General features: G+C 42.3%; 20 protein-coding genes and 1 tRNA gene. 19 read left to right on the forward strand and 2 right to left on the reverse strand.

The window, feature by feature from the left end; all coding sequences use genetic code 11:
* A partial coding sequence (locus tag QZ735_RS01720) for a hypothetical protein (protein ID WP_294243601.1) occupies positions 1 to 461 on the reverse strand: 461 nt, incomplete at its 3' end.
* Complete coding sequence (locus QZ735_RS01725; protein WP_294243604.1) at positions 451 to 1,233, reverse strand: hypothetical protein; 783 nt, start codon at positions 1,231 to 1,233, stop codon at positions 451 to 453. The genes QZ735_RS01725 and QZ735_RS01720, both read right to left, overlap by 11 nt.
* A 169-nt stretch (positions 1,234 to 1,402) precedes the next feature.
* Here QZ735_RS01725 and QZ735_RS01730 point away from each other — a divergent pair, with 169 nt between their 5' ends.
* From QZ735_RS01730 to QZ735_RS01820, 19 genes are all read left to right on the forward strand, one after another.
* The gene (locus QZ735_RS01730; RefSeq protein WP_294243606.1) at positions 1,403 to 2,689 is read left to right on the forward strand and encodes an adenylosuccinate synthase; all 1,287 of its coding nucleotides are present in this window, start codon (positions 1,403 to 1,405) and stop codon (positions 2,687 to 2,689) included.
* A 479-nt stretch (positions 2,690 to 3,168) separates the two neighbouring features.
* Positions 3,169 to 4,002: an energy transducer TonB gene (locus QZ735_RS01735; protein WP_294243607.1), complete on the forward strand. Its 834-nt coding sequence runs from the start codon at positions 3,169 to 3,171 to the stop codon at positions 4,000 to 4,002.
* A 162-nt stretch (positions 4,003 to 4,164) separates the two neighbouring features.
* Positions 4,165 to 4,938 (forward strand): AAA family ATPase, encoded by a 774-nt coding sequence (locus QZ735_RS01740; protein ID WP_294243608.1) that lies wholly within the window; start codon positions 4,165 to 4,167, stop codon positions 4,936 to 4,938.
* Positions 4,939 to 5,023: 85 nt separating this feature from the next.
* Entirely contained in the window at positions 5,024 to 5,914 is an 891-nt protein-coding gene (locus QZ735_RS01745) for a ParB/RepB/Spo0J family partition protein (RefSeq protein ID WP_294243609.1), read from the forward strand.
* Positions 5,914 to 6,555: a DUF5683 domain-containing protein gene (locus QZ735_RS01750; RefSeq protein WP_294243611.1), complete on the forward strand. Its 642-nt coding sequence runs from the start codon at positions 5,914 to 5,916 to the stop codon at positions 6,553 to 6,555. Before QZ735_RS01745 ends, QZ735_RS01750 begins: the two co-directional genes overlap by 1 nt.
* 44 nt (positions 6,556 to 6,599) lie before the next feature.
* Positions 6,600 to 7,301 carry a 4-hydroxy-tetrahydrodipicolinate reductase gene (gene dapB, locus QZ735_RS01755; RefSeq protein ID WP_294243613.1) on the forward strand — a complete coding sequence of 234 codons (702 nt, stop codon included), beginning with the start codon at positions 6,600 to 6,602 and terminating at the stop codon, positions 7,299 to 7,301.
* A gap of 109 nt (positions 7,302 to 7,410) precedes the next feature.
* A complete protein-coding gene (lepB, locus tag QZ735_RS01760) occupies positions 7,411 to 9,072 on the forward strand; it encodes a signal peptidase I (RefSeq protein ID WP_294243614.1) in 1,662 nt (553 codons plus the stop codon).
* A gap of 65 nt (positions 9,073 to 9,137) precedes the next feature.
* The gene (locus QZ735_RS01765; RefSeq protein ID WP_294243617.1) at positions 9,138 to 9,755 is read left to right on the forward strand and encodes a WbqC family protein; all 618 of its coding nucleotides are present in this window, start codon (positions 9,138 to 9,140) and stop codon (positions 9,753 to 9,755) included.
* 1 nt (position 9,756) lies between these two features.
* Positions 9,757 to 11,436, forward strand: a complete 1,680-nt coding sequence (locus QZ735_RS01770) for a S8 family serine peptidase (RefSeq protein ID WP_294243619.1) — start codon at positions 9,757 to 9,759, stop codon at positions 11,434 to 11,436.
* Positions 11,437 to 11,492: 56 nt separating this feature from the next.
* Positions 11,493 to 11,690: a ComC/BlpC family leader-containing pheromone/bacteriocin gene (locus tag QZ735_RS01775; protein ID WP_294243620.1), complete on the forward strand. Its 198-nt coding sequence runs from the start codon at positions 11,493 to 11,495 to the stop codon at positions 11,688 to 11,690.
* Between the two features lie 113 nt (positions 11,691 to 11,803).
* The gene (locus QZ735_RS01780) at positions 11,804 to 12,298 is read left to right on the forward strand and encodes a lipocalin family protein (protein WP_294243621.1); all 495 of its coding nucleotides are present in this window, start codon (positions 11,804 to 11,806) and stop codon (positions 12,296 to 12,298) included.
* A gap of 22 nt (positions 12,299 to 12,320) precedes the next feature.
* A complete protein-coding gene (locus QZ735_RS01785) occupies positions 12,321 to 13,010 on the forward strand; it encodes an OmpA family protein (RefSeq protein ID WP_294243622.1) in 690 nt (229 codons plus the stop codon).
* Between the two features lie 105 nt (positions 13,011 to 13,115).
* Entirely contained in the window at positions 13,116 to 14,003 is an 888-nt protein-coding gene (locus QZ735_RS01790; RefSeq protein WP_294243623.1) for a decaprenyl-phosphate phosphoribosyltransferase, read from the forward strand.
* Positions 14,000 to 15,316 (forward strand): FAD-binding oxidoreductase, encoded by a 1,317-nt coding sequence (locus QZ735_RS01795; RefSeq protein WP_294243625.1) that lies wholly within the window; start codon positions 14,000 to 14,002, stop codon positions 15,314 to 15,316. The genes QZ735_RS01790 and QZ735_RS01795 overlap by 4 nt, the downstream gene beginning before the upstream one ends.
* 5 nt (positions 15,317 to 15,321) lie before the next feature.
* Entirely contained in the window at positions 15,322 to 16,047 is a 726-nt protein-coding gene (locus QZ735_RS01800; RefSeq protein ID WP_294243626.1) for an SDR family NAD(P)-dependent oxidoreductase, read from the forward strand.
* Between the two features lie 121 nt (positions 16,048 to 16,168).
* Positions 16,169 to 16,756: an HAD family hydrolase gene (locus tag QZ735_RS01805; protein WP_294243628.1), complete on the forward strand. Its 588-nt coding sequence runs from the start codon at positions 16,169 to 16,171 to the stop codon at positions 16,754 to 16,756.
* Between the two features lie 101 nt (positions 16,757 to 16,857).
* Positions 16,858 to 18,033 (forward strand): cysteine desulfurase family protein, encoded by a 1,176-nt coding sequence (locus QZ735_RS01810; protein WP_294243629.1) that lies wholly within the window; start codon positions 16,858 to 16,860, stop codon positions 18,031 to 18,033.
* Between the two features lie 81 nt (positions 18,034 to 18,114).
* Complete coding sequence (gene trxA, locus QZ735_RS01815; protein ID WP_294243630.1) at positions 18,115 to 18,432, forward strand: thioredoxin; 318 nt, start codon at positions 18,115 to 18,117, stop codon at positions 18,430 to 18,432.
* A 182-nt stretch (positions 18,433 to 18,614) separates the two neighbouring features.
* Positions 18,615 to 18,688: transfer RNA gene (locus tag QZ735_RS01820), tRNA-Asp, on the forward strand.
* The last annotated feature ends 16 nt before the right edge of the window (positions 18,689 to 18,704 follow it).

The following is an 18,704-nucleotide window of genomic DNA, read 5'->3' on the forward strand; positions in this document are numbered from 1 at the left end:
TATTCGTCAGGCGGAATATTCAAATCTATAAAATTGAAGTTTGGTTTTTGTCCTTCTTCCTGCAGAAGATTATAGATTTTGGTGCTTTCTGTATCTGAAGACAGATAGTAAATAATATTTTTTTCTATATCAGCTTGTGAAAACAGTTTCGAATCATTAGGAATAATATTTCTTTCGAGAAGTTTTAATTTTCCCTTTTTTGTGAAAACAACTTTAGCGAATTCACCTGTTTTGGCAGCATGATTTAAATTGAATGGCAGAATAGCAAGATTTCTTAAAGGAAGTTCAGATACTGATCCACCAACACAATATTCAGCAATTGAAATTGTTGAAATATGCATTTTAATATCATTACTCAGAAAATACTTATAATACGCTAAAGCATTTTTAAACAATGGGTCAGCATCATTTAAAAATCTAATAAAAAAACTTGTATCTAGTAGTACGCCATTAACTTTCATAGCTTCCACGGATTTGTCTTAACCATTTATCAGGATCAGTATTTGAAAGCCAGGACTTTTTTGCTTTGTCTCTTAGTTTCTTTAAATAATTTTCATCAAAAATGGGATTGTAATCAATTAATTCAATGAACTCCAGATTGGTGAAATCAATTTCTCCGTTTTCAGAATGTTGACGTCCTTTAGCTCTTATACCTAATGATTTATAAAGAATATTTTCTTCCTGTTGTTCAAGAAATGAGATAGGAGTCTGAATTCTTACTGTTCCGTATTCATCCGTCAATAAATGAATATTAGCTTTGTCTTTACCGCCCGCATTGGTTATTTTTCCATAAAAATAAAACTCTGCTTCAGCCCAGATAGCTTCTGTTCTTTTGAAATCAGAAAATTTATCGATACGGAGGGTATTTGAATTGCTAAGTGAAGTGGTAATGTCAAATGCAAAATCTTTTTTTTTGGCCAGATCCTGTAAATGTTCAAAAGCTTTAGCAGTAGCCAGATCAAGATAATCAATTGTATGAGTCTGAGAAATTAAGCCTAAAACAGCATTAAAACTTACGATATATTGTATTCCTGTTTTAAAAATATTTCTAACCGAGCCTTCTTTTATATCATAAGAAATCACAGGCCTGTTTTTTTTGTCTCCCGAATATAACAGATCATCAACGGTGTTTAATATAGAAACGATTTCCCTGATATCAAAGTTATCGGGGGTAATATCTACATTTCCGATTTTTCCGGAAACTTTTATTTCTATTTGACCATGCTTTTCCACTAAACAAAAGTAAACAAATTTTATTTTAAAAACTTATACGACATGGCTTTACTATTTTAAAAGGATAATTTTAATATTCTTTTTATAACCCCAAAATAAATTCCCCCGCAAATTTGCCCACCCAATTTTTTAAAAGTAATTTTGCATGAATCTAAAATAAAAGTAAAATATGTCAACTTACGTAGTTGTAGGTCTTCAGTATGGAGATGAAGGGAAAGGAAAAATCACGGATGTTTTATCGGCAAAATCGGATTATGTGGTGCGCTTCCAGGGCGGAGACAACGCAGGTCACACGGTATATGTGGGTGAAGAAAAATTCGTGTTGCACCTTCTTCCGTCGGGAGTCCTTCAGTGCAAAGGGAAGTGCATCATTGCCAACGGCGTGGTGGTAAACCCTAAATCTTTCATTAAGGAGGTAAACCAGATCGAAAGCAAAGGCCTGAAAACAGACCACATTTTCATCAGCCGCAGAGCGCATGTCATTATGCCGTACCACATCCTTCTGGATACCTATCGTGAAGAAGAGCATGGCGGAACCCAGATCGGGACCACCAAAAAAGGGATCGGCCCTTGCTACGAAGACAAAATCGCCAGAGTGGGCATCAGGATGATCGATCTTCTCAACCCGGAAATCCTGAGGGATAAAATCGAGAAAAACCTGAAAATCAAAAACTCCCTTTTTGAAAAATATTACGGGAAGCCGACTCTTGACGTTGAGGAAATTTACAATGAATTTTTAGAAATCGGAAAACTTCTTCAGGACAGGATCGTGGATACGGAACTGGAACTGAACGAAGCCATCCAGGAAGGTAAAAACGTACTTTTCGAAGGTGCCCAGGCCCTGATGCTGGACATCGACTTCGGTACCTATCCGTACGTAACTTCCTCTTCTCCTTCTACCGGAGGCGTGTGTACCGGAGCCGGAGTACCGCCGACTTCCCTTCAAAACCTGATCGGGGTGGCCAAAGCCTACTGTACAAGGGTTGGAAACGGGCCGTTCCCTTCCGAGCTGGATAACGAACTGGGAGAAAGCATCCGCCAGATCGGCGGTGAATTCGGGGCAACCACCGGAAGACCGAGAAGGACAGGTTGGTTAGACCTGGTTTCTTTAAAGCATGCCTGCATGATCAACGGGATCAATAACCTGGTGATCACCAAGCTGGATGTACTGACAGGTATTGAAAACCTGAAAATCGTTACCCATTACAAAACCGAAGACGGAAAAGTGATCGATTATTTCACTTCATCCACCGAAAAATTATACAACTATGAGCCGATCTACCAGGACCTTCCGGGCTGGACGGAAGATATCACCAAGGTAAGAAGCTACGACGAGCTTCCGGATACCGCCCAAAAATATATTGAGTTCATTGAGAAATACCTCGGAATCAATGTGTACCTGGTGTCCGTAGGACCGGAAAGAAGCCAGAACATCATCAGAAAAGAATTATTCTGATTAAAGATTAATTAGAAATATAGAAAAGAGACTGTCACTGCGACGGTCTCTTTTTTATTTTCATGGATTCAGTTTAATCCTGAAACCGGTAATTAACTTTTAGCTTTCTTCCATAACAGCTAATTACCGGGTACCATTTACTATCAACCATCAACCATCGACCATCAACCATCAACTATCCACTATCCGCCATCCGCCAGAAACCAGCCCGTCATTTCTCAACATGCTGTTTTACTATTCATTACCGGAAAATAACCGGTATACATTTATTTTACTTTTTCATTCTTTATTCCCTTCCGGCATCCGGCCCGTCTCATTCATCCTATTCATTACATAATTAAATTTTATCTCATCTGTATAATATCTGATATAAAAGTGCGTTTTCAATAGTATCATGGCAGATATTTTGATGCTCCATTATTATTTACCGGAGAAAGGTGAAATACTAATAATCTATTAATGCTTAAATTTTAGAAAGGATGAAAAACATGCTTCAGAATCAGGAATTTCGTTTCAACGAAGTCCTTTTCGAACACCGGAACAAGGAATACGGTGCCTACGCCCTGAGAAACGAATCAGGCAGAATTCTAACCAAAGCACTTTTCGCAGGGGCAGCTCTGATGGCTGCGGTTTCTTTAGTGCCACTTGCTGTAAATATCATGAAGAATGATGTTTCAGAAGGGCCGGGAGGAGTAGAGATACACCTCACAGACCCTGTATTGCCGCCTGATGTTATTGTACCGCCCGTAACAGTGCCTGTCCGGCAGCAGATTCAGCAAACCAAAGTGAAAACAACCGATGACCGTCTGCCTGAACCTGCCGCTCATATCACCAACGAAAAAGTAGTGGAAAAAATCGAAGGAGCGGTTTCTGGAGTGAAAAACAGTGCAGAAGGCGAAACGGCTCCGGCCAACACCTATGTTGCACCGGCACCCGCTATCACCGGCCCGGTTTCCATGGCACCTCCGCCGAAAGCAGAAACAAAAACCGATGATTCCGGAGGTATTCCTACCGTCGTGGATGTGGAAGCTTCATTCCCGGGCGGCGTAAATGCTTTCAGGAATAAGGTAATGAACAGTTTCGACGGTTCCGGAATGGAAACGGATGAAGTCATGAAAACCACGGTTACCTTTATTGTAGAAAAGGACGGAAGCATTTCCGGACTGAAAGCCGAAGGCAAAAACGCAGACTTCAATAACGAAGCGCTGAGGACCATCAGGCTGATCAGAGGAAAATGGATTCCGGCCAAAGTAAAGAACCAGCCGGTACGGAGTTATTTCAGATTTCCGATCACCATGAAGCTTGACAATTAACATAATAACAGATCTTATCTACTTATCCACAAAGAATTTTTTTTGTGGATAATTTTTTTTTACGCTAAGAGGCTTATTAACAATATTTTAACTCAAATTTCGTTTTCCCGGTTCATTAAGGGCAGGGAAAAATGTGTATTTTTGAGCTCTAAAGTTTGAATCATGGCAAAAATCATAGGTATCGCTAATCAGAAAGGGGGAGTAGGAAAGACCACAACCGCCGTTAACCTGGCTGCGGCGTTGGGCGTGTTGGAAAAAAAGATATTAATTATCGATGCTGATCCTCAGGCCAATGCCACTTCCGGCCTTGGGGTGGATGATGTGAAATATTCCACCTATAACCTGCTGGAGCACAGTGTGGAGACCTCCAAGTGCATCAAGCAGACCACCACTCCGAATCTTGATATTGTTCCTTCCCATATCGATCTCGTTGCGGCGGAAATCGAACTGGTGGACAAGGAAGACCGGGAATACATGCTGAAGAAAGCATTGCAGTCGGTAAGGGATGATTACGACTATATCATCATCGACTGTGCTCCGAGTTTGGGACTGATCACGGTAAATGCCCTTACGGCGGCTGATTCTGTCATTATTCCGATCCAATGCGAATATTTTGCACTGGAAGGCCTTGGCAAACTGCTCAACACGGTGAAGAACGTTCAGAAGATCCATAATAAAGACCTGGATATCGAAGGGCTGCTCCTTACGATGTATGACAGCAGGCTGAGACTGTCCAATCAGGTGGTGGAAGAAGTAAACGCCCACTTCCCGGAAATGGTTTTTGAAACCATCATCAGCAGGAATGTAAGGCTGAGCGAAGCTCCGAGCTTCGGGGAAAGCATCCTGAATTATGATGCTGAAAGCAAAGGCGCCATACAGTACATCCAGCTTGCGGAAGAAGTATTGCTGAAAAATGAGAAATTAGTTAAAAATTAATACAAGAATCTGTAAATGAATAGTGGTCCGGCTACAGCATGTTCAATAACATGATGATCGGCCGTGATCAGGTATCAATTATATCATGAAGGACAAAAAAAGAGCGATGGGACGTGGCCTGGGTGCCATTTTAAGTGCCGAATCCAAAGCGACAGTCAACTCTGCAACCGATGAGGGCGCAGATAAATTCGTAGGCAATATCGTAGAAATTCCCCTGGAGGATATTTACCCCAACCCGGCCCAGCCCAGAACCTATTTCGACGAAAAATCATTAAATGAACTGGCCTTATCCATCAGGAACCTCGGGGTGATCCAGCCGATTACCTTGCGGAAAGACGGAGAAAGGTTTGAAATCATTTCCGGGGAACGCCGTTTCCGCGCCACCAAAATGGCAGGACTGGACTCCATTCCGGCATACATCCGCCTGGTGAACGATCAGGAACTGCTGGAAATGGCCCTGGTGGAAAATATCCAGAGAGAAGATCTTGATGCTATTGAAATTGCCCTCACCTATCAGCGGCTGATGGATGAGATCGGCCTGACCCAGGAAAATCTGAGCCAGAGGGTGGGAAAGGACAGAAGCACGATCACCAATTCCATCCGCCTATTGAGGCTGAACCCGGATATCCAGAACGCCATCCGGAGCGGAGAGATTTCTGCAGGTCACGGAAGAGCAATCATCAGCCTTGAAAATGAAGAACATCAGCAGGCCCTGTTTGATCTGATCATTAAGGAAAAACTAAATGTACGCCAGGCGGAACAGGCAGCCACTGCCCTGAAAAATCCAAAATCCCCGGCAGCCAAAAGAGCCAAAGCGGAGCTTTCCAACAACTACAAGAGAGCTCAGAAGACCATTGCCGACATCCTGGATGTAAAAGTGGAAATCAAGACCACCGGAACCGGAAAGAAAGGCAAAATCGTCCTGGACTTTAAAAATGAAGACGAGCTGGAATATATTCTGTCTCATATTAAATAATGAAAAACCTATTTCTCGTACTTTTCCTGTGTCTGTATGCAACAGCTTATTCACAGGTGAATCCGAACGATACCATCCGGGTGGAATACCATCCGAAAGACAGTGTATCCGTAGAGAACAACAATACCAGGACGGAAAAGAATGTGGTTTCCGACCTGGAAAAAGCCAATGGTCCGGTTTCAAAGACCATAAAGCTGAATCCTACCAAGGCCGGATTGTATTCCGCCGTTCTTCCGGGGCTCGGCCAGTTCTATAATAAAAAGTACTGGAAAATTCCCATTGTATGGGGAGCGGTAGGCACCGGAGTGGGAATTGCCTTATGGAACCAGAAGCAATACCGGAAATACCGCGAATACTATATTGCCAAGCTTAACGGCACCCCGAATGAATTCATCGATCAGTATCCTTATCTGGACAAGGTAGCGCTGGGAAATTTCCAGGACAGGGCAAAACGGCAGCGGGACTACGCGATTGCTATTTCCGGCCTGATCTACGTTCTCAATATCGTAGACGCCGTAGTGGACGCCCATCTTTATGAAAGCCGGCACGATCCGGATCTCTCCTTTGCACCGGCGCTGATCCAGGATGAATTCGGAACGGCTCCCCCGAAAACAGGACTGAGCCTGAGTTACAGATTTTAAGTACAAATACAACATGCCTGCTGAAACAGGCCAATACAAGACATATGAAAATAGCATTAGTGGGATATGGCAAAATGGGGAAGATCATCGATGAAATGGCTACAAAAAGAGGCCATGAAATCGTTGCCCGGCTAAAGGAAACCCCGACTGCCGATACCCTTAATAACCCTGATGTAGTCATTGAATTTTCCCTCCCGGAAGTAGCGTACGATAATATCAAAGCCTGCCTTTTACAAAAAATCCCGGTGATCTGCGGAACGACAGGCTGGCTGGAAAAAAAATCCGATATTGAAGCCCTTGCCGTTGAAAACCATACTGCCTTTCTGTACGGATCCAATTTCAGCCTTGGGGTGAACCTCTTTTTTGCCCTCAATGAAAAGCTTGCGGACCTGATGAAAAATGCAGATGCCTATACCTGCCAGCTGGAAGAAATCCATCACGTACATAAAAAAGATGCGCCGAGCGGAACGGCGATTTCGATTGCTGAAGGAATTTTTAAGCACAACTCAAAATTTGATGCCTGGAAACTGGAGGAGACCCGGGGCAGCCAGCTGGGGATCTTTGCCATCCGGGAAGATGAGGTCCCGGGTACCCACAGCGTTTTCTACCGCAGCGAAGTGGATGAAATCGAGATCAAGCATACCGCATTTAACAGAAACGGATTTGCACTGGGTGCTGTGGTCGCTGCAGAATGGATCAAGGGAAAAAAGGGGAATTTCGGGATGAAGGACGTTTTGGGACTTTAATCTGTAACAAAATCCCTAAATTGCGAACTCATAGTAAGGCTGATAAGGATGACCTGTTGCTTATTGCTTATCACCCATTACTCATATTATAGATTAGGCACAAAAAATTATGAATTATTTTTTAACTTATGCAGTCTATGTCCTCATTCTGTCTGTACTGATGGGGCTTTCCACCTGGAAGCTGTACAAAAAATTGGGATACAATCCGCTTTTTGCATTTATCCCTTTCTACAATTATTTTATTATCCTGAAAGAAACCGGCCACCCGAAATGGTGGGCATTGCTGGCATACCTTCCGATTGTAGGACCGATCATGATGTCGGTCTTCCACCTGTACCTGACGAAGAAATTCGGGAAAACCTCTTTTACAGAGCAGTTGCTGACTGTGATTCTGCCGTTTATCTATATGGCAACGGTAAATTACAGTAAAAATCCTGAAATCCCGGATGAAAATGAAGATGACCTGTTCCTGACCGATGAAGAGAAAAGTTCCAAGAAAAAAGATTCTTTTATAGGCTCCATTACATTTGCCGTAGTATTTGCCACCATTATCCACGTATTTGTTACCCAGCCGTTCGGGATTCCTACAGGGTCCATGGAAAGGACATTGCTGGTAGGGGATTTCCTCTTCGTAAACAAATGGAGCTACGGATACCGGCTTCCGATGCGTCCCGTAGCCATTCCTTTCCTCCAGGGTACCATTGCGGATACCGGAGAAAAAGGAAACCCGAAAGACGACCCGAAATCCTATGTAGACGGCATAAAGCTTCCTTACGAGAGAATCTTCCAGTTCAGCAAGCCTCAGAAACATGATGTGGTGGTTTTTAATTATCCGCAGGATTCCGTACATACCGCCATCGACAGGAAAGACCCGTACGTGAAAAGATGTGTGGCCGTTGCCGGCGATACTTTTGAAATGAGAGCCGGAAGACTTTTTGTAAACGGAAAGCCCGAAGAAGTACTCGGAGACCAGGAAATCCAGCATGCCTATACTGTTAATACAGGAACCCAGCTCGATATTCCTTCCATGTATAATACCTACGGCTTTTTGCCGGTGAGGGAAATGCAGAATGACAAAGGAGGATTTACCTATATGTTCCAGGGCCTTACGGATAAGACCGCAAAGGAAATCAAGACGCTTCCGAATGTGATCGACATGGAAGAAAATATTTACCCTAAAGATTCCGCAACGGTTTCATACAAGCTGAATGGTGATAAAACCGCATATACCAAAAGCATCGATACCACGCAATCCATATTCCCGATCAACAAACCGTGGAACCAGGATTGGTACGGTCCTTTGCGGATTCCTAAAAAAGGAGATGTTGTGAAGCTGGACAAGGAATCGTTGCCTATGTACCAGTGGGTCATTTCGGAATATGAGCACAACAGCCTTGAAAATAAGAACGGGAAAATTTTTATCAACGGAAAGGAAACCGATCAGTATACGATCAAGCAGGATTATTACATGATGGTGGGAGACAACAGGGATGCTTCCCTGGATGCAAGGTTCTTTGGTTTTGTTCCGGAAGAAAACATTGTAGGAAAACCGATGTTCACCTGGATGAGCATACAGGGTGCCTTCAAGGATGCCAGTTCATCATACCAGGCTCCGTTTAAAGTGCGTTGGGAAAGAATGTTCAAAGCTACCAATACCGGGGAAGCCAATAAAACCTCTTACTGGTGGATTGCAGCGATGATCCTGATCCTTTTCTTTGGTTGGGAATATTTTGTTAAATTATTTAGAAAGAAAAAAACAGACAACGATTAATAAGTTAAAATAAATATAAATAGAATGAAGTATTTGAAAAAATACTTCATTTTTGCATTATGAATATGAAGAATGTATTATTACCGGTATTTTATTTACCGCCGGTTTCCTGGTTCTCGGTATTTCTGGATCCCGAAAATGAAATTACTTTCGAGCAGTTCGAGAATTTTCCAAAGCAGACGTACAGAAACAGAGCCAACATCTATGGCGCGAACGGAAAACTGTCGCTTATCATCCCCATTTCCCACAATGGAAAAAGAGAACTGAAAGATATTGAGATTTCTTACCGGGAAGACTGGAGGGCTTTGCACTGGAAATCCATTAAAACTGCCTATCAGAGTTCCCCGTATTTTGAGTTCTATGAGGATAAATTGAGGAAAATATTTGAGCTGAAGGAAAAGAGCCTGCTTGATTTCAACCTCAAGGCACTGGAAATCATTCAGCAAATCCTGAAAACCGGAAAGGCATATTCTTTGAATACCGAATATCTCAAAAATCCGGAAGCTGTGAACTTCAGAGAAAAGTTCAATGCCAAAATCCCTTCTGAAAACAGCCTGGAAGAATATTACCAGACGTTTTCCGATAAAATGGGCTTCCTGAACGATTTATCGGTTCTGGACCTGCTTTGTAACAAAGGCCCGGAATCTTTGACTTATATAAAAAATATTAAACAATCATATTAACATGAAAAAGGTATTATTAGCTGCTGTATTTCTGGCAGGATTCGGCTTTTCCCATGCCCAGAGTGCAAAGGGAGTATCAGACCCGAATGAAGATAAAGATCTGATGACATGGTATCATAAAGATTTTACTACAACGAAAGTATACGGAGTCAACACGGCAAATGCGTATAAGTTCTTGGAATCAAAAGGCCTTAAGCCAAAAACCGTTGTTGTAGGGGTACTCGACAGCGGTGTACAGGTAGATCACCCGGGATTGGTGAAAAACATCTGGACCAACCCGAACGAAGTACCCGGAAACGGAAAAGATGACGACGGAAACGGGTACGTCGATGATATCCACGGCTGGAATTTCATCGGCGGTAAAAACGGGGATATCGACATCGACAATATGGAAGTTACCCGTGTGGTAAAAAAATATAAATCGGTCTTTGAAGGCGACGATTCAACGCAGAATAAAGCCAATCAGGCCAAAATGCCTGAAGAATTTGCCATGTATATGAAAGCAAAAGAACTCTTCACAAAAAAAAGTGTTGAGGCAAGACAAAGCTTCCAGATGTATTCCATGATCAATGAGGTCATTCCGGCTATGGTGAAGCTGCTGAATGGCAAACCGCTGACACCGGAAAATGTTGCAGCGATAAAACCTGCGGACCAGAAGGAAGCCATGGCTGTGCAGATTCTTGGCCAGGCAGCACAGAATCCTGAGCTTAAAGGGAAATCTTCGGCCGATTTTCAGAAATCAATCACTGAAGAAATAAAAGGAGCACTGGATCATTTCGGGCCTCAGGCCAAGCAATATGATTTGAACTATGATCCCAGAGAAGAAATTGTAGGTGATAACTATGAAGATTATTCTGAAAAGTCTTATGGAAATAATCATTATCAGGGCCCGGACGCCACTCATGGAACGCATGTATCAGGAATTATTGCGGGATTGCCAAATGGACAGGAAGTCCAGTACGGGGTAGCTTCCAAAGTCGCTAAGATCATGTCCGTAAGAACGGTTCCTAATGGTGACGAACGTGATAAAGACGTCGCTAACGCCATCCGTTATGCTGTTGACAATGGGGCAAGAATCCTGAACATGAGTTTCGGAAAGCCGGTATCACCGGGGAAAAATGTAGTTTGGGATGCCTTTAAATACGCACAGGATAAAGGTGTCTTGTTGGTGAAAGCAGCCGGGAACGAAAACGAAGATGTTGCTGAACACCTTGCTTATCCTACGAATTTTAAAAATGTGACTGATGAAAAACCATTTGTTGACAACGTTCTTGTTGTAGGAGCCAGTACCAACAATAGTAATGCTTTAAAAGCAAGTTTCTCGAATTATAATAAGAAGATGGTCAATGTTTTTGCACCAGGACAAAAGATTTACTCTACCGTTCCTGAAGGCAAATATGAATATATCGATGGAACATCTATGGCTTCTCCGGTTGTAGCGGGGGCGGCTGCCGTGCTGTTGGCTTACATACCAGGCCTGACACCGGCACAGATTATCGAATCCCTGGTGAAATCAAGCAATCCAAGTACAACGAATCAGTTTAATAATTTATCTCAAGGAGGTGGCGTTGTTGATGTTGAAAAGGCAGCGGAATATGCTTATCATCATTTTTATCAGGGAAAAGCTGGTAATTCCGGCATGAAAGTGAAAAAAGTGAAAAAAAAAGTAAATAAAAAGTAATTTTCATTAGACAGTATAAAATTTATGTTATATTTGTCATACTAAAGAGAATTACTATGAAAAAAGACAAATTAGCTAAGTTCAAGAAACTTACAAAGAAAGAATTGAAAGATGTGGCCGGAGGTCAGGGAAGATGTACTCCGGGTACATGGACGTATGAGTACATTACTTATAATGAGGATGGAACCCACGTAGATACCAATGGAGGTGATGACGGTGCGTATGTACTGGTGTATCATCCCGGTGTTTGTTAACATCATTTTAAACAATATTAAGTCCGGAATTTTCCGGACTTTTTTTGTGGATTATTTTCAAATTTTGGCACGGTTTTTTATGACTTATATCCTGACAAATAATAAACAACAAAATGAAAAAGTTACTATTCGCGGGAATGTTGGGGACAGCACTGTTTTCAGTGTCGTGCTCGGGAGTTAAAAATGCTCAGACCGCCCAGACGCAAAGATCGGAGTTCCTTACAATGAAAGGTGATTGGCAGATTGTCAGCATCAATTATGACAAGCAGTATAAAATTAAGCCTTTTGATGACGGTATTGATGCCCAGTGTTTCGTAGGGAGTCATTGGAGGCTTATCCCTAACAACTGGACAGGTGCCTACACCATAAGCGGCGGCGGAACCTGCGGCACAGGATTTACCCAGCCTATCAAGCTGAATGTGGTAAGCGGCAATACTTTTGAATTTAAGAAAATTGCAGAAGGTACAAAAGCAAAACAAAATACGGCAGGTTATGCATTAACGTTAACCAACCAGTCTACCGACCAGTTCTCACTAGAACAGAATGTTCCTTTTAACGGAGAAAATGTAAGAGTTGTTTACAACTTTGAGAGAACAGGGATGAAATAATCAATTCAAAATTTTTAAAACAATGAAATTTACAAAAACATACATAGGAGGCCTTTTTTTATCTTCAGCATTATTGCTGACAAGCTGTGAAGCTGTAAAGAATTCCAATCACCAGCAAAGGGGTACTGCAGTAGGCGTTGCTTCCGGAGCTGTCATCGGCGGAATCCTGGGAAATAATGTAGGAAGAGGAGGGAACGGTGCCATAGGCGCTGTACTTGGAGGGATCATCGGTGGTGTTGCCGGAAATGTAATCGGTAATAAAATGGATAAGCAGGCCAGGGAAATCAAGGAAACATTACCGGGTGCCGAAGTGGAAAGAGTGGGAGACGGAATCAAAATTACTTTGAATGAAAGTATTGTTAATTTTGATTTTGATTCATCTGCATTGACGAGTACTGCAAAAACAAATCTTGATAAATTGGCTCAGGTATTAACCAATAATCCAGACACCAATATCAATATTTATGGCCATACCGATAGCAAAGGTTCTGACTCTTATAATATGGGACTTTCAGAAAGAAGAGCAAATGCCGTAAAATCATATTTGTCTGGTAAAGGAATTGCCTCCAGCAGGTTATTTGCCAAAGGGGAAGGAGAAGGTATGCCGGTTGCTACCAATGATACTGAGGAAGGAAGAGCCAAAAACAGAAGAGTGGAATTTGCCATTACGGCAAACGAAAAAATGATTAATGATGCTCAGCAGGGGCAATAATAAATTAATATATAAATATTTTTCAGATAACCGCAATAGCGGTTATTTTTGTATTTTTACGGCGTTATTATTTAAATCGCTATTTTTGCATCTTAACCAACATAAATGAAGAAATATCTAAAGCTGCTCCGCGTTGAGCAATGGGTGAAAAACCTTTTTGTTTTTGTTCCGCTTTTTTTCTCAGGCAACATTAAAAATATGGACCTGCTGACCAAAAGCATATTTGCTTTTATCATCTTCTCACTGGCAGCAAGCGTGGTGTATATTCTGAATGATTACAACGATATAGAGGCAGACCGCAAGCATCCGGAAAAGAGAAAACGGCCACTGGCAAGCGGTGACATTTCCAAATCCCAGGCCATTATTATTTTTACAGGACTCATCATTGCCGACATTGCCCTTACCTTTTTTGCACATACCTATTTTCAGGAAAATTTATGGAAATTTGCCTTTATTGTAGGGTTCTATTTTGTGATGAACTTAGCATATACTTTCAAGCTTAAACATGTTCCTATTATTGATATTTCCATTATTGCCATCGGTTTTGTACTCCGGGTACTTGCCGGCGGTTATATCACGGGAATCAGCATCTCGCAATGGGCGATCCTGCTTACTTTCGTGCTGGCTCTGGTGCTGGCCATAGGAAAACGGAGGGGTGAACTTATCAATGCACAGGTTTCCGGAAAGACGAGAAGGGCATTGGATGGATATAATGTTCAGTTTGCCGATATTGCCCTGTCAATTTCCATAACACTGGCTATTATCTGTTACCTGATGTTTACCCTGTCGCCGGAAGTTCAGGCGAGATTTCATGCCCGGGTATTCTATACGGTTATTTTCGTCGTGTTTGCTTTCCTGCGTTATCTGCAGCAGACCCTTGTTTATAACAGGACGGAATCCCCTACCAAAATCGTATACCGCGACCGCTATATTCAGGTCACCCTGATTTTATGGGTGGCTGCATTTCTAATTCAAATCTACTTTAAAAAATGAAGCCGAATTTTATACAGAAAGTAACCAACTGGGGAAATTATCCGGTGGTAGAAAAGGAAATGAGGTCGGATGACAGCTTCCGTAAAATAAAGGAATTCGTACTCAGCCGCAATGAAGTTATTGCAAGAGGAAACGGAAGGTGTTATGGTGATGCCTCATTGGCTGAACATATTTTCTCGACAAAAAAACTTAATAAATTTATCAGCTTCGACCGCCTGAACGGAATCATCGAATGTGAATCCGGCGTGCTGCTTTCCGAAGTCCTTGAAATTTCAGTTCCCCAGGGATACTTTTTATATGTAACCCCGGGAACCAAATTCGTATCGGTGGGCGGTGCCATCGCTTCTGATGTTCATGGTAAAAACCACCATGCGGAAGGCTGCTTCTCGGAATACGTCATCGAATTTAAACTGATGACCGAGACCGGTGAAGTGATGACCTGCTCGCGCGAACAGAACGAGAATAAATTCTGGGCAACCATCGGGGGAATGGGACTTACGGGTATCATCCTTACCGCCACCTTCAAGCTGAAAAACATAGAGTCTGCCTATATCCGCCAGGAAAGTATTAAAGCGGAAAACCTGGATGAGATCTTCAGGCTGTTTGACGAGAGTGAAAGTTGGACTTACACGGTGGCCTGGATTGACTGCCTGCAGAAAGGCAAAAATATAGGCCGGAGCATTCTGATGCGTGGAGAGCATGCCTTCCAGCATGAGCTGCCCTCAAATCTGAAAGAAAAATCTTTGCGGCTGAAGAAAAAATTTGAACCTACTGTGCCGTTTTACTTCCCGGGATTTGTCCTGAATGCACTCACGGTGAAAATTTTCAACCTGTTGTATTTTAATAAACAGAGACAAAAGGAAATCCGGAATTTTATCGATTACGAAACGTTTTTCTATCCGCTGGATGCCGTACATGAGTGGAATAGGATTTACGGGAAGTCAGGATTTATACAGTACCAGATGGTTATTCCCAAAGAAAGGGGAAAGGAAGGAATGAAGAGAATCCTGGAAACCATTGCCCATAGCGGGAACGGTTCTTTCCTGGCAGTCCTGAAGCTTTTCGGGAAGCATAATCCTGAAGCCTATAATTCTTTTCCGGTGGAAGGCTATACCCTTGCTCTCGATTTTAAAGTCAACTCGAAGCTTAAAAAACTGGTGGGCCAGCTGGATCAGATCGTTGAAGAATTCGGTGGCAGGATCTACCTTACCAAAGACAGCATGAGCAGGTCTTCTTTAACAGATTACCTTAAGAATACGGAAAGTTCAAAATTTGTGTCTTTGCAGCACAAGAGAATCATAAATAATAAATAAACCGAATGATTGTTTTAGGAAGTACATCGGAAGTGGCCCAGGCATTTGTGGAGAAGGCACTTAAGGAAGGTGAAAAGTTTGAAAAAATTTATCTGCTCACCTCAAACCGGGAAACCACTGAAAGATTTGCAAGGCATATTGATGTGAAGTTCCTGCAGCAGGCAGAGATTATTGAGCTGGACCTGATGAAGGAAATTGATTATCTGAAGCTGGAAGGAATCAACTCGGGCTTATTGTTCTGTGCTACAGGGTACCTGGGTGAAGGAACGGAAGAAGGGCTGTATGATCATAAGAATACAGAGCGGATCATTGACATCAATTATTCCAGGCTGGTACCGGTGATGAACTTCTTTGCCCAGAAGTTTGAAAGCAGGAGATCAGGAACCATTATCGGGCTGTCTTCAGTGGCAGGGGACCGCGGAAGGCAAAGCAATTTTATTTACGGCAGCGCAAAAGCAGCCTTCACCGCTTACCTGAGCGGTCTCCGGAATTACCTGTTTGATAAGAAGGTGCACGTAATGACGGTGAAACCGGGATTCATGGCTACCAAAATGACGGAAGGGTTGCCCCTGAATCCAAAGCTGACAGCAACGCCCAAACAGGCAGCAGATGCTATCTTCAAAGCATACAAAAGCCGGAAAGATGTAGCATATGTGCTTCCGGTTTGGGGAGTCATTATGCTGATCATCAGAAATATTCCTGAATTTATTTTTAAAAAACTAAAGCTTTAGCCAGAACAAAGCAGATCCGGCAGTACATGTTTTCACAGCAGTTATAACAGCTGGCGGATATCTTTGCTATAAAATATCTTTCTCCATTTTACGTTTATTTTTTAATCAGATAAAAGTGCTAATGAAAAAATTGTATTGCTTCGATTTTGACGGAACCCTTACTTATAAAGATACGATGTTTATGTATCTTAAATTTTATGATGCCAGCAAGTTCCGGTTGCAGTTTGTCAAGCATATTCCGCTTTTCATTTTACTGAAACTAAAGCTTGCCGAAACGGAAAAAGTGAAGAAGAGCTTTATCGGTGCCGTGCTGAAAGGGCAGACACAGGAAAAAATAGAAAGAAAATCGCGTGAGTTTTTTGAGGCTTATTATCCTTCCATCGTGCGCGAAAACGCCCTAGACTTCATCCGTAATATTGATCACGACAATACCCGGAGCTTACTGGTGACCGCATCGCTGGATATCTGGGCACAGCCTTTTGCCGAAGCTTTCCGCATGCAGCTGGTCGCTACAAAGGCCGAATTTAAAAACGGAGTCTTTACCGGTAATTTTATAGGCAGGAACTGCAACGGACAGGAGAAACTGGCCAGGATACAGTCTGAGATTACAGACAGCAGGTATGACAAAATCATCGCTTTCGGAGATACTTCAGGTGATAAACCGATGCTTGCATGGGCAAATGAGGGACATTATCAATTTTTTCACTAATTTTGAATCCTGAATTCAATTGTTTATTATTCTTTCATACAATTGATTTTATGCATATAAAGTATCATCTATTCCGTACAATTTAAATATTCAATCCAAAAATGAATAAAATATATCTGGATAACGCTGCTACGACACCTCTTTCAGAAGAAGTGATCGAGGCTATGGTAGGCACCATGAAAATGAGTTTCGGGAATCCTTCCTCTACGCACAGTTTCGGCCAGGAAGCCAAAATCCTTATCGAAAATGTAAGAAGGCAGGTAGCGGACTATCTTCATGTTTCTCCTGCTGAGATTATTTTCACCTCCTGCGGTACAGAATCAAACAATATGATCATCAAATCCGGGGTCGAGCATCTGGGAGTTGAACGGATCATCAGTTCTCCATTGGAACACAAATGCGTTTCCGAAAGTATTCTGGATATGAAAACCAGGAAGGGAGTGGAAGTAAACTATATCCGGCCTGACAGTAAGGGCGATATTGATCTTCACAAACTGGAGGAACTTTTAAAAGGTTCCGGGAAAAAAACGCTGGTCAGCCTCATGCATGCCAATAATGAAATAGGAAATCTTACCGATCTTAAGAAAGTAGCGGAGCTGTGTAAGTTATATGGTGCATTGCTTCATTCAGATACCGTACAGACGATGGCACATATGCCGCTGGATTTTTCCGATATTCCGGTGGATTTCGCTTCGTGCAGTGCACATAAATTTCATGGTCCTAAAGGGGTAGGTTTTGCATTTATCAGGAAATCAAGCGGCCTGAAAGGGATTATTACCGGCGGACCGCAGGAAAGAAGCCTCAGGGCCGGAACGGAAAATGTAGCAGGGATCGTAGGGCTGGGAAAGGCACTTGAAATTGCTATCGATCATATGGATGCTTATGCCAGACATATGCAGCATATTAAAAACTATGCAGTAGCAAAACTTACTGCTGCAATACCGGGAATCAAATTCAATGGAAGGAGCGCAGAGGCAGACCACAGCCTGTATACGGTTTTAAGCGCTTTATTACCTTATAAAAACCCCTTGATCGGTTTGCAGCTGGATATGAAAGGAATTGCGGTTTCCCAGGGCAGTGCATGCTCTTCAGGAGCTTCGAAACCTTCGATGGTCATGATGATGGTGCTGTCTGAAGACGAAATGGATCATTGTACACCCCTTCGGATTTCGTTCAGCCATATGACAACGGAAAGCGATATCGATGCGCTGGCACAGGCACTCGCGGAGATTTCCAAGGATTTTATTATAGAAAATACAAATGTTGAGCATAGATAGCAATATCGCTGAAATGGCTTAATTTTGGGTGTTTAAAAGAAAACAGAATAAGAATAATATTAATTAATAAAAGAAATTAAAATGGCTTTAGAAATTACGGACAGCTCATTTCAGGAAACGGTTTTAAAATCAGATAAACCGGTATTGGTAGACTTCTGGGCAGTATGGTGCGGACCTTGCAGAACACTGGGCCCGATCATCGAAGAAGTAGCAACTGATTTCGACGGAAAAGCAGTAGTAGGAAAAGTGGACGTAGACAACAACCAGGAGATTTCCATGCAGTACGGAATCAGAAATATCCCTACGGTTCTTATTTTTAAAAATGGGGAAGTAGTAGATAAGCTGGTAGGAGTAGCTCCGAAAGAAGTGATCGCTGAAAAACTAAGCGCTCACTTGTAAAAATAATAAGTTTGATAATGAAGGCCTTCCGGTTTTGGAAGGCTTTTTTTTATGAAATAGTTTGCGTATAAAGAAAAAAGTTGTACTTTTGCCATCACAAAAAAGAAACGAAGTTCTTTACAAAACAATACGACATTCAGTTGTACTGAATAATAAAAGTTTCTCAATTTACTTTAAAAATTGATCCGGTAGTTCAGCTGGTTAGAATGCCGCCCTGTCACGGCGGAGGTCGCGGGTTCGAGTCCCGTCCGGATCGCAGAAAGTTTTCTCAA

This window comes from uncultured Chryseobacterium sp., from assembly GCF_913776365.1.
Lineage (GTDB): Bacteria > Bacteroidota > Bacteroidia > Flavobacteriales > Weeksellaceae > Chryseobacterium.

Excerpts from the sequence above, each read along its gene's own strand:
- QZ735_RS01730 (WP_294243606.1), top strand. The coding sequence starts at position 1,403 with ATGTCAACTTACGTAGTTGTAGGTCTTCAGTATGGAGATGAAGGGAAA.
- QZ735_RS01735 (WP_294243607.1), top strand. The coding sequence starts at position 3,169 with ATGAAAAACATGCTTCAGAATCAGGAATTTCGTTTCAACGAAGTCCTT.
- QZ735_RS01740 (WP_294243608.1), top strand. The coding sequence starts at position 4,165 with ATGGCAAAAATCATAGGTATCGCTAATCAGAAAGGGGGAGTAGGAAAG.
- QZ735_RS01745 (WP_294243609.1), top strand. The coding sequence starts at position 5,024 with ATGAAGGACAAAAAAAGAGCGATGGGACGTGGCCTGGGTGCCATTTTA.
- QZ735_RS01750 (WP_294243611.1), top strand. The coding sequence starts at position 5,914 with ATGAAAAACCTATTTCTCGTACTTTTCCTGTGTCTGTATGCAACAGCT.
- dapB (WP_294243613.1), top strand. The coding sequence starts at position 6,600 with ATGAAAATAGCATTAGTGGGATATGGCAAAATGGGGAAGATCATCGAT.
- lepB (WP_294243614.1), top strand. The coding sequence starts at position 7,411 with ATGAATTATTTTTTAACTTATGCAGTCTATGTCCTCATTCTGTCTGTA.
- QZ735_RS01765 (WP_294243617.1), top strand. The coding sequence starts at position 9,138 with ATGAAGAATGTATTATTACCGGTATTTTATTTACCGCCGGTTTCCTGG.
- QZ735_RS01770 (WP_294243619.1), top strand. The coding sequence starts at position 9,757 with ATGAAAAAGGTATTATTAGCTGCTGTATTTCTGGCAGGATTCGGCTTT.
- QZ735_RS01775 (WP_294243620.1), top strand. The coding sequence starts at position 11,493 with ATGAAAAAAGACAAATTAGCTAAGTTCAAGAAACTTACAAAGAAAGAA.
- QZ735_RS01780 (WP_294243621.1), top strand. The coding sequence starts at position 11,804 with ATGAAAAAGTTACTATTCGCGGGAATGTTGGGGACAGCACTGTTTTCA.
- QZ735_RS01785 (WP_294243622.1), top strand. The coding sequence starts at position 12,321 with ATGAAATTTACAAAAACATACATAGGAGGCCTTTTTTTATCTTCAGCA.
- QZ735_RS01790 (WP_294243623.1), top strand. The coding sequence starts at position 13,116 with ATGAAGAAATATCTAAAGCTGCTCCGCGTTGAGCAATGGGTGAAAAAC.
- QZ735_RS01795 (WP_294243625.1), top strand. The coding sequence starts at position 14,000 with ATGAAGCCGAATTTTATACAGAAAGTAACCAACTGGGGAAATTATCCG.
- QZ735_RS01800 (WP_294243626.1), top strand. The coding sequence starts at position 15,322 with ATGATTGTTTTAGGAAGTACATCGGAAGTGGCCCAGGCATTTGTGGAG.
- QZ735_RS01805 (WP_294243628.1), top strand. The coding sequence starts at position 16,169 with ATGAAAAAATTGTATTGCTTCGATTTTGACGGAACCCTTACTTATAAA.
- QZ735_RS01810 (WP_294243629.1), top strand. The coding sequence starts at position 16,858 with ATGAATAAAATATATCTGGATAACGCTGCTACGACACCTCTTTCAGAA.
- trxA (WP_294243630.1), top strand. The coding sequence starts at position 18,115 with ATGGCTTTAGAAATTACGGACAGCTCATTTCAGGAAACGGTTTTAAAA.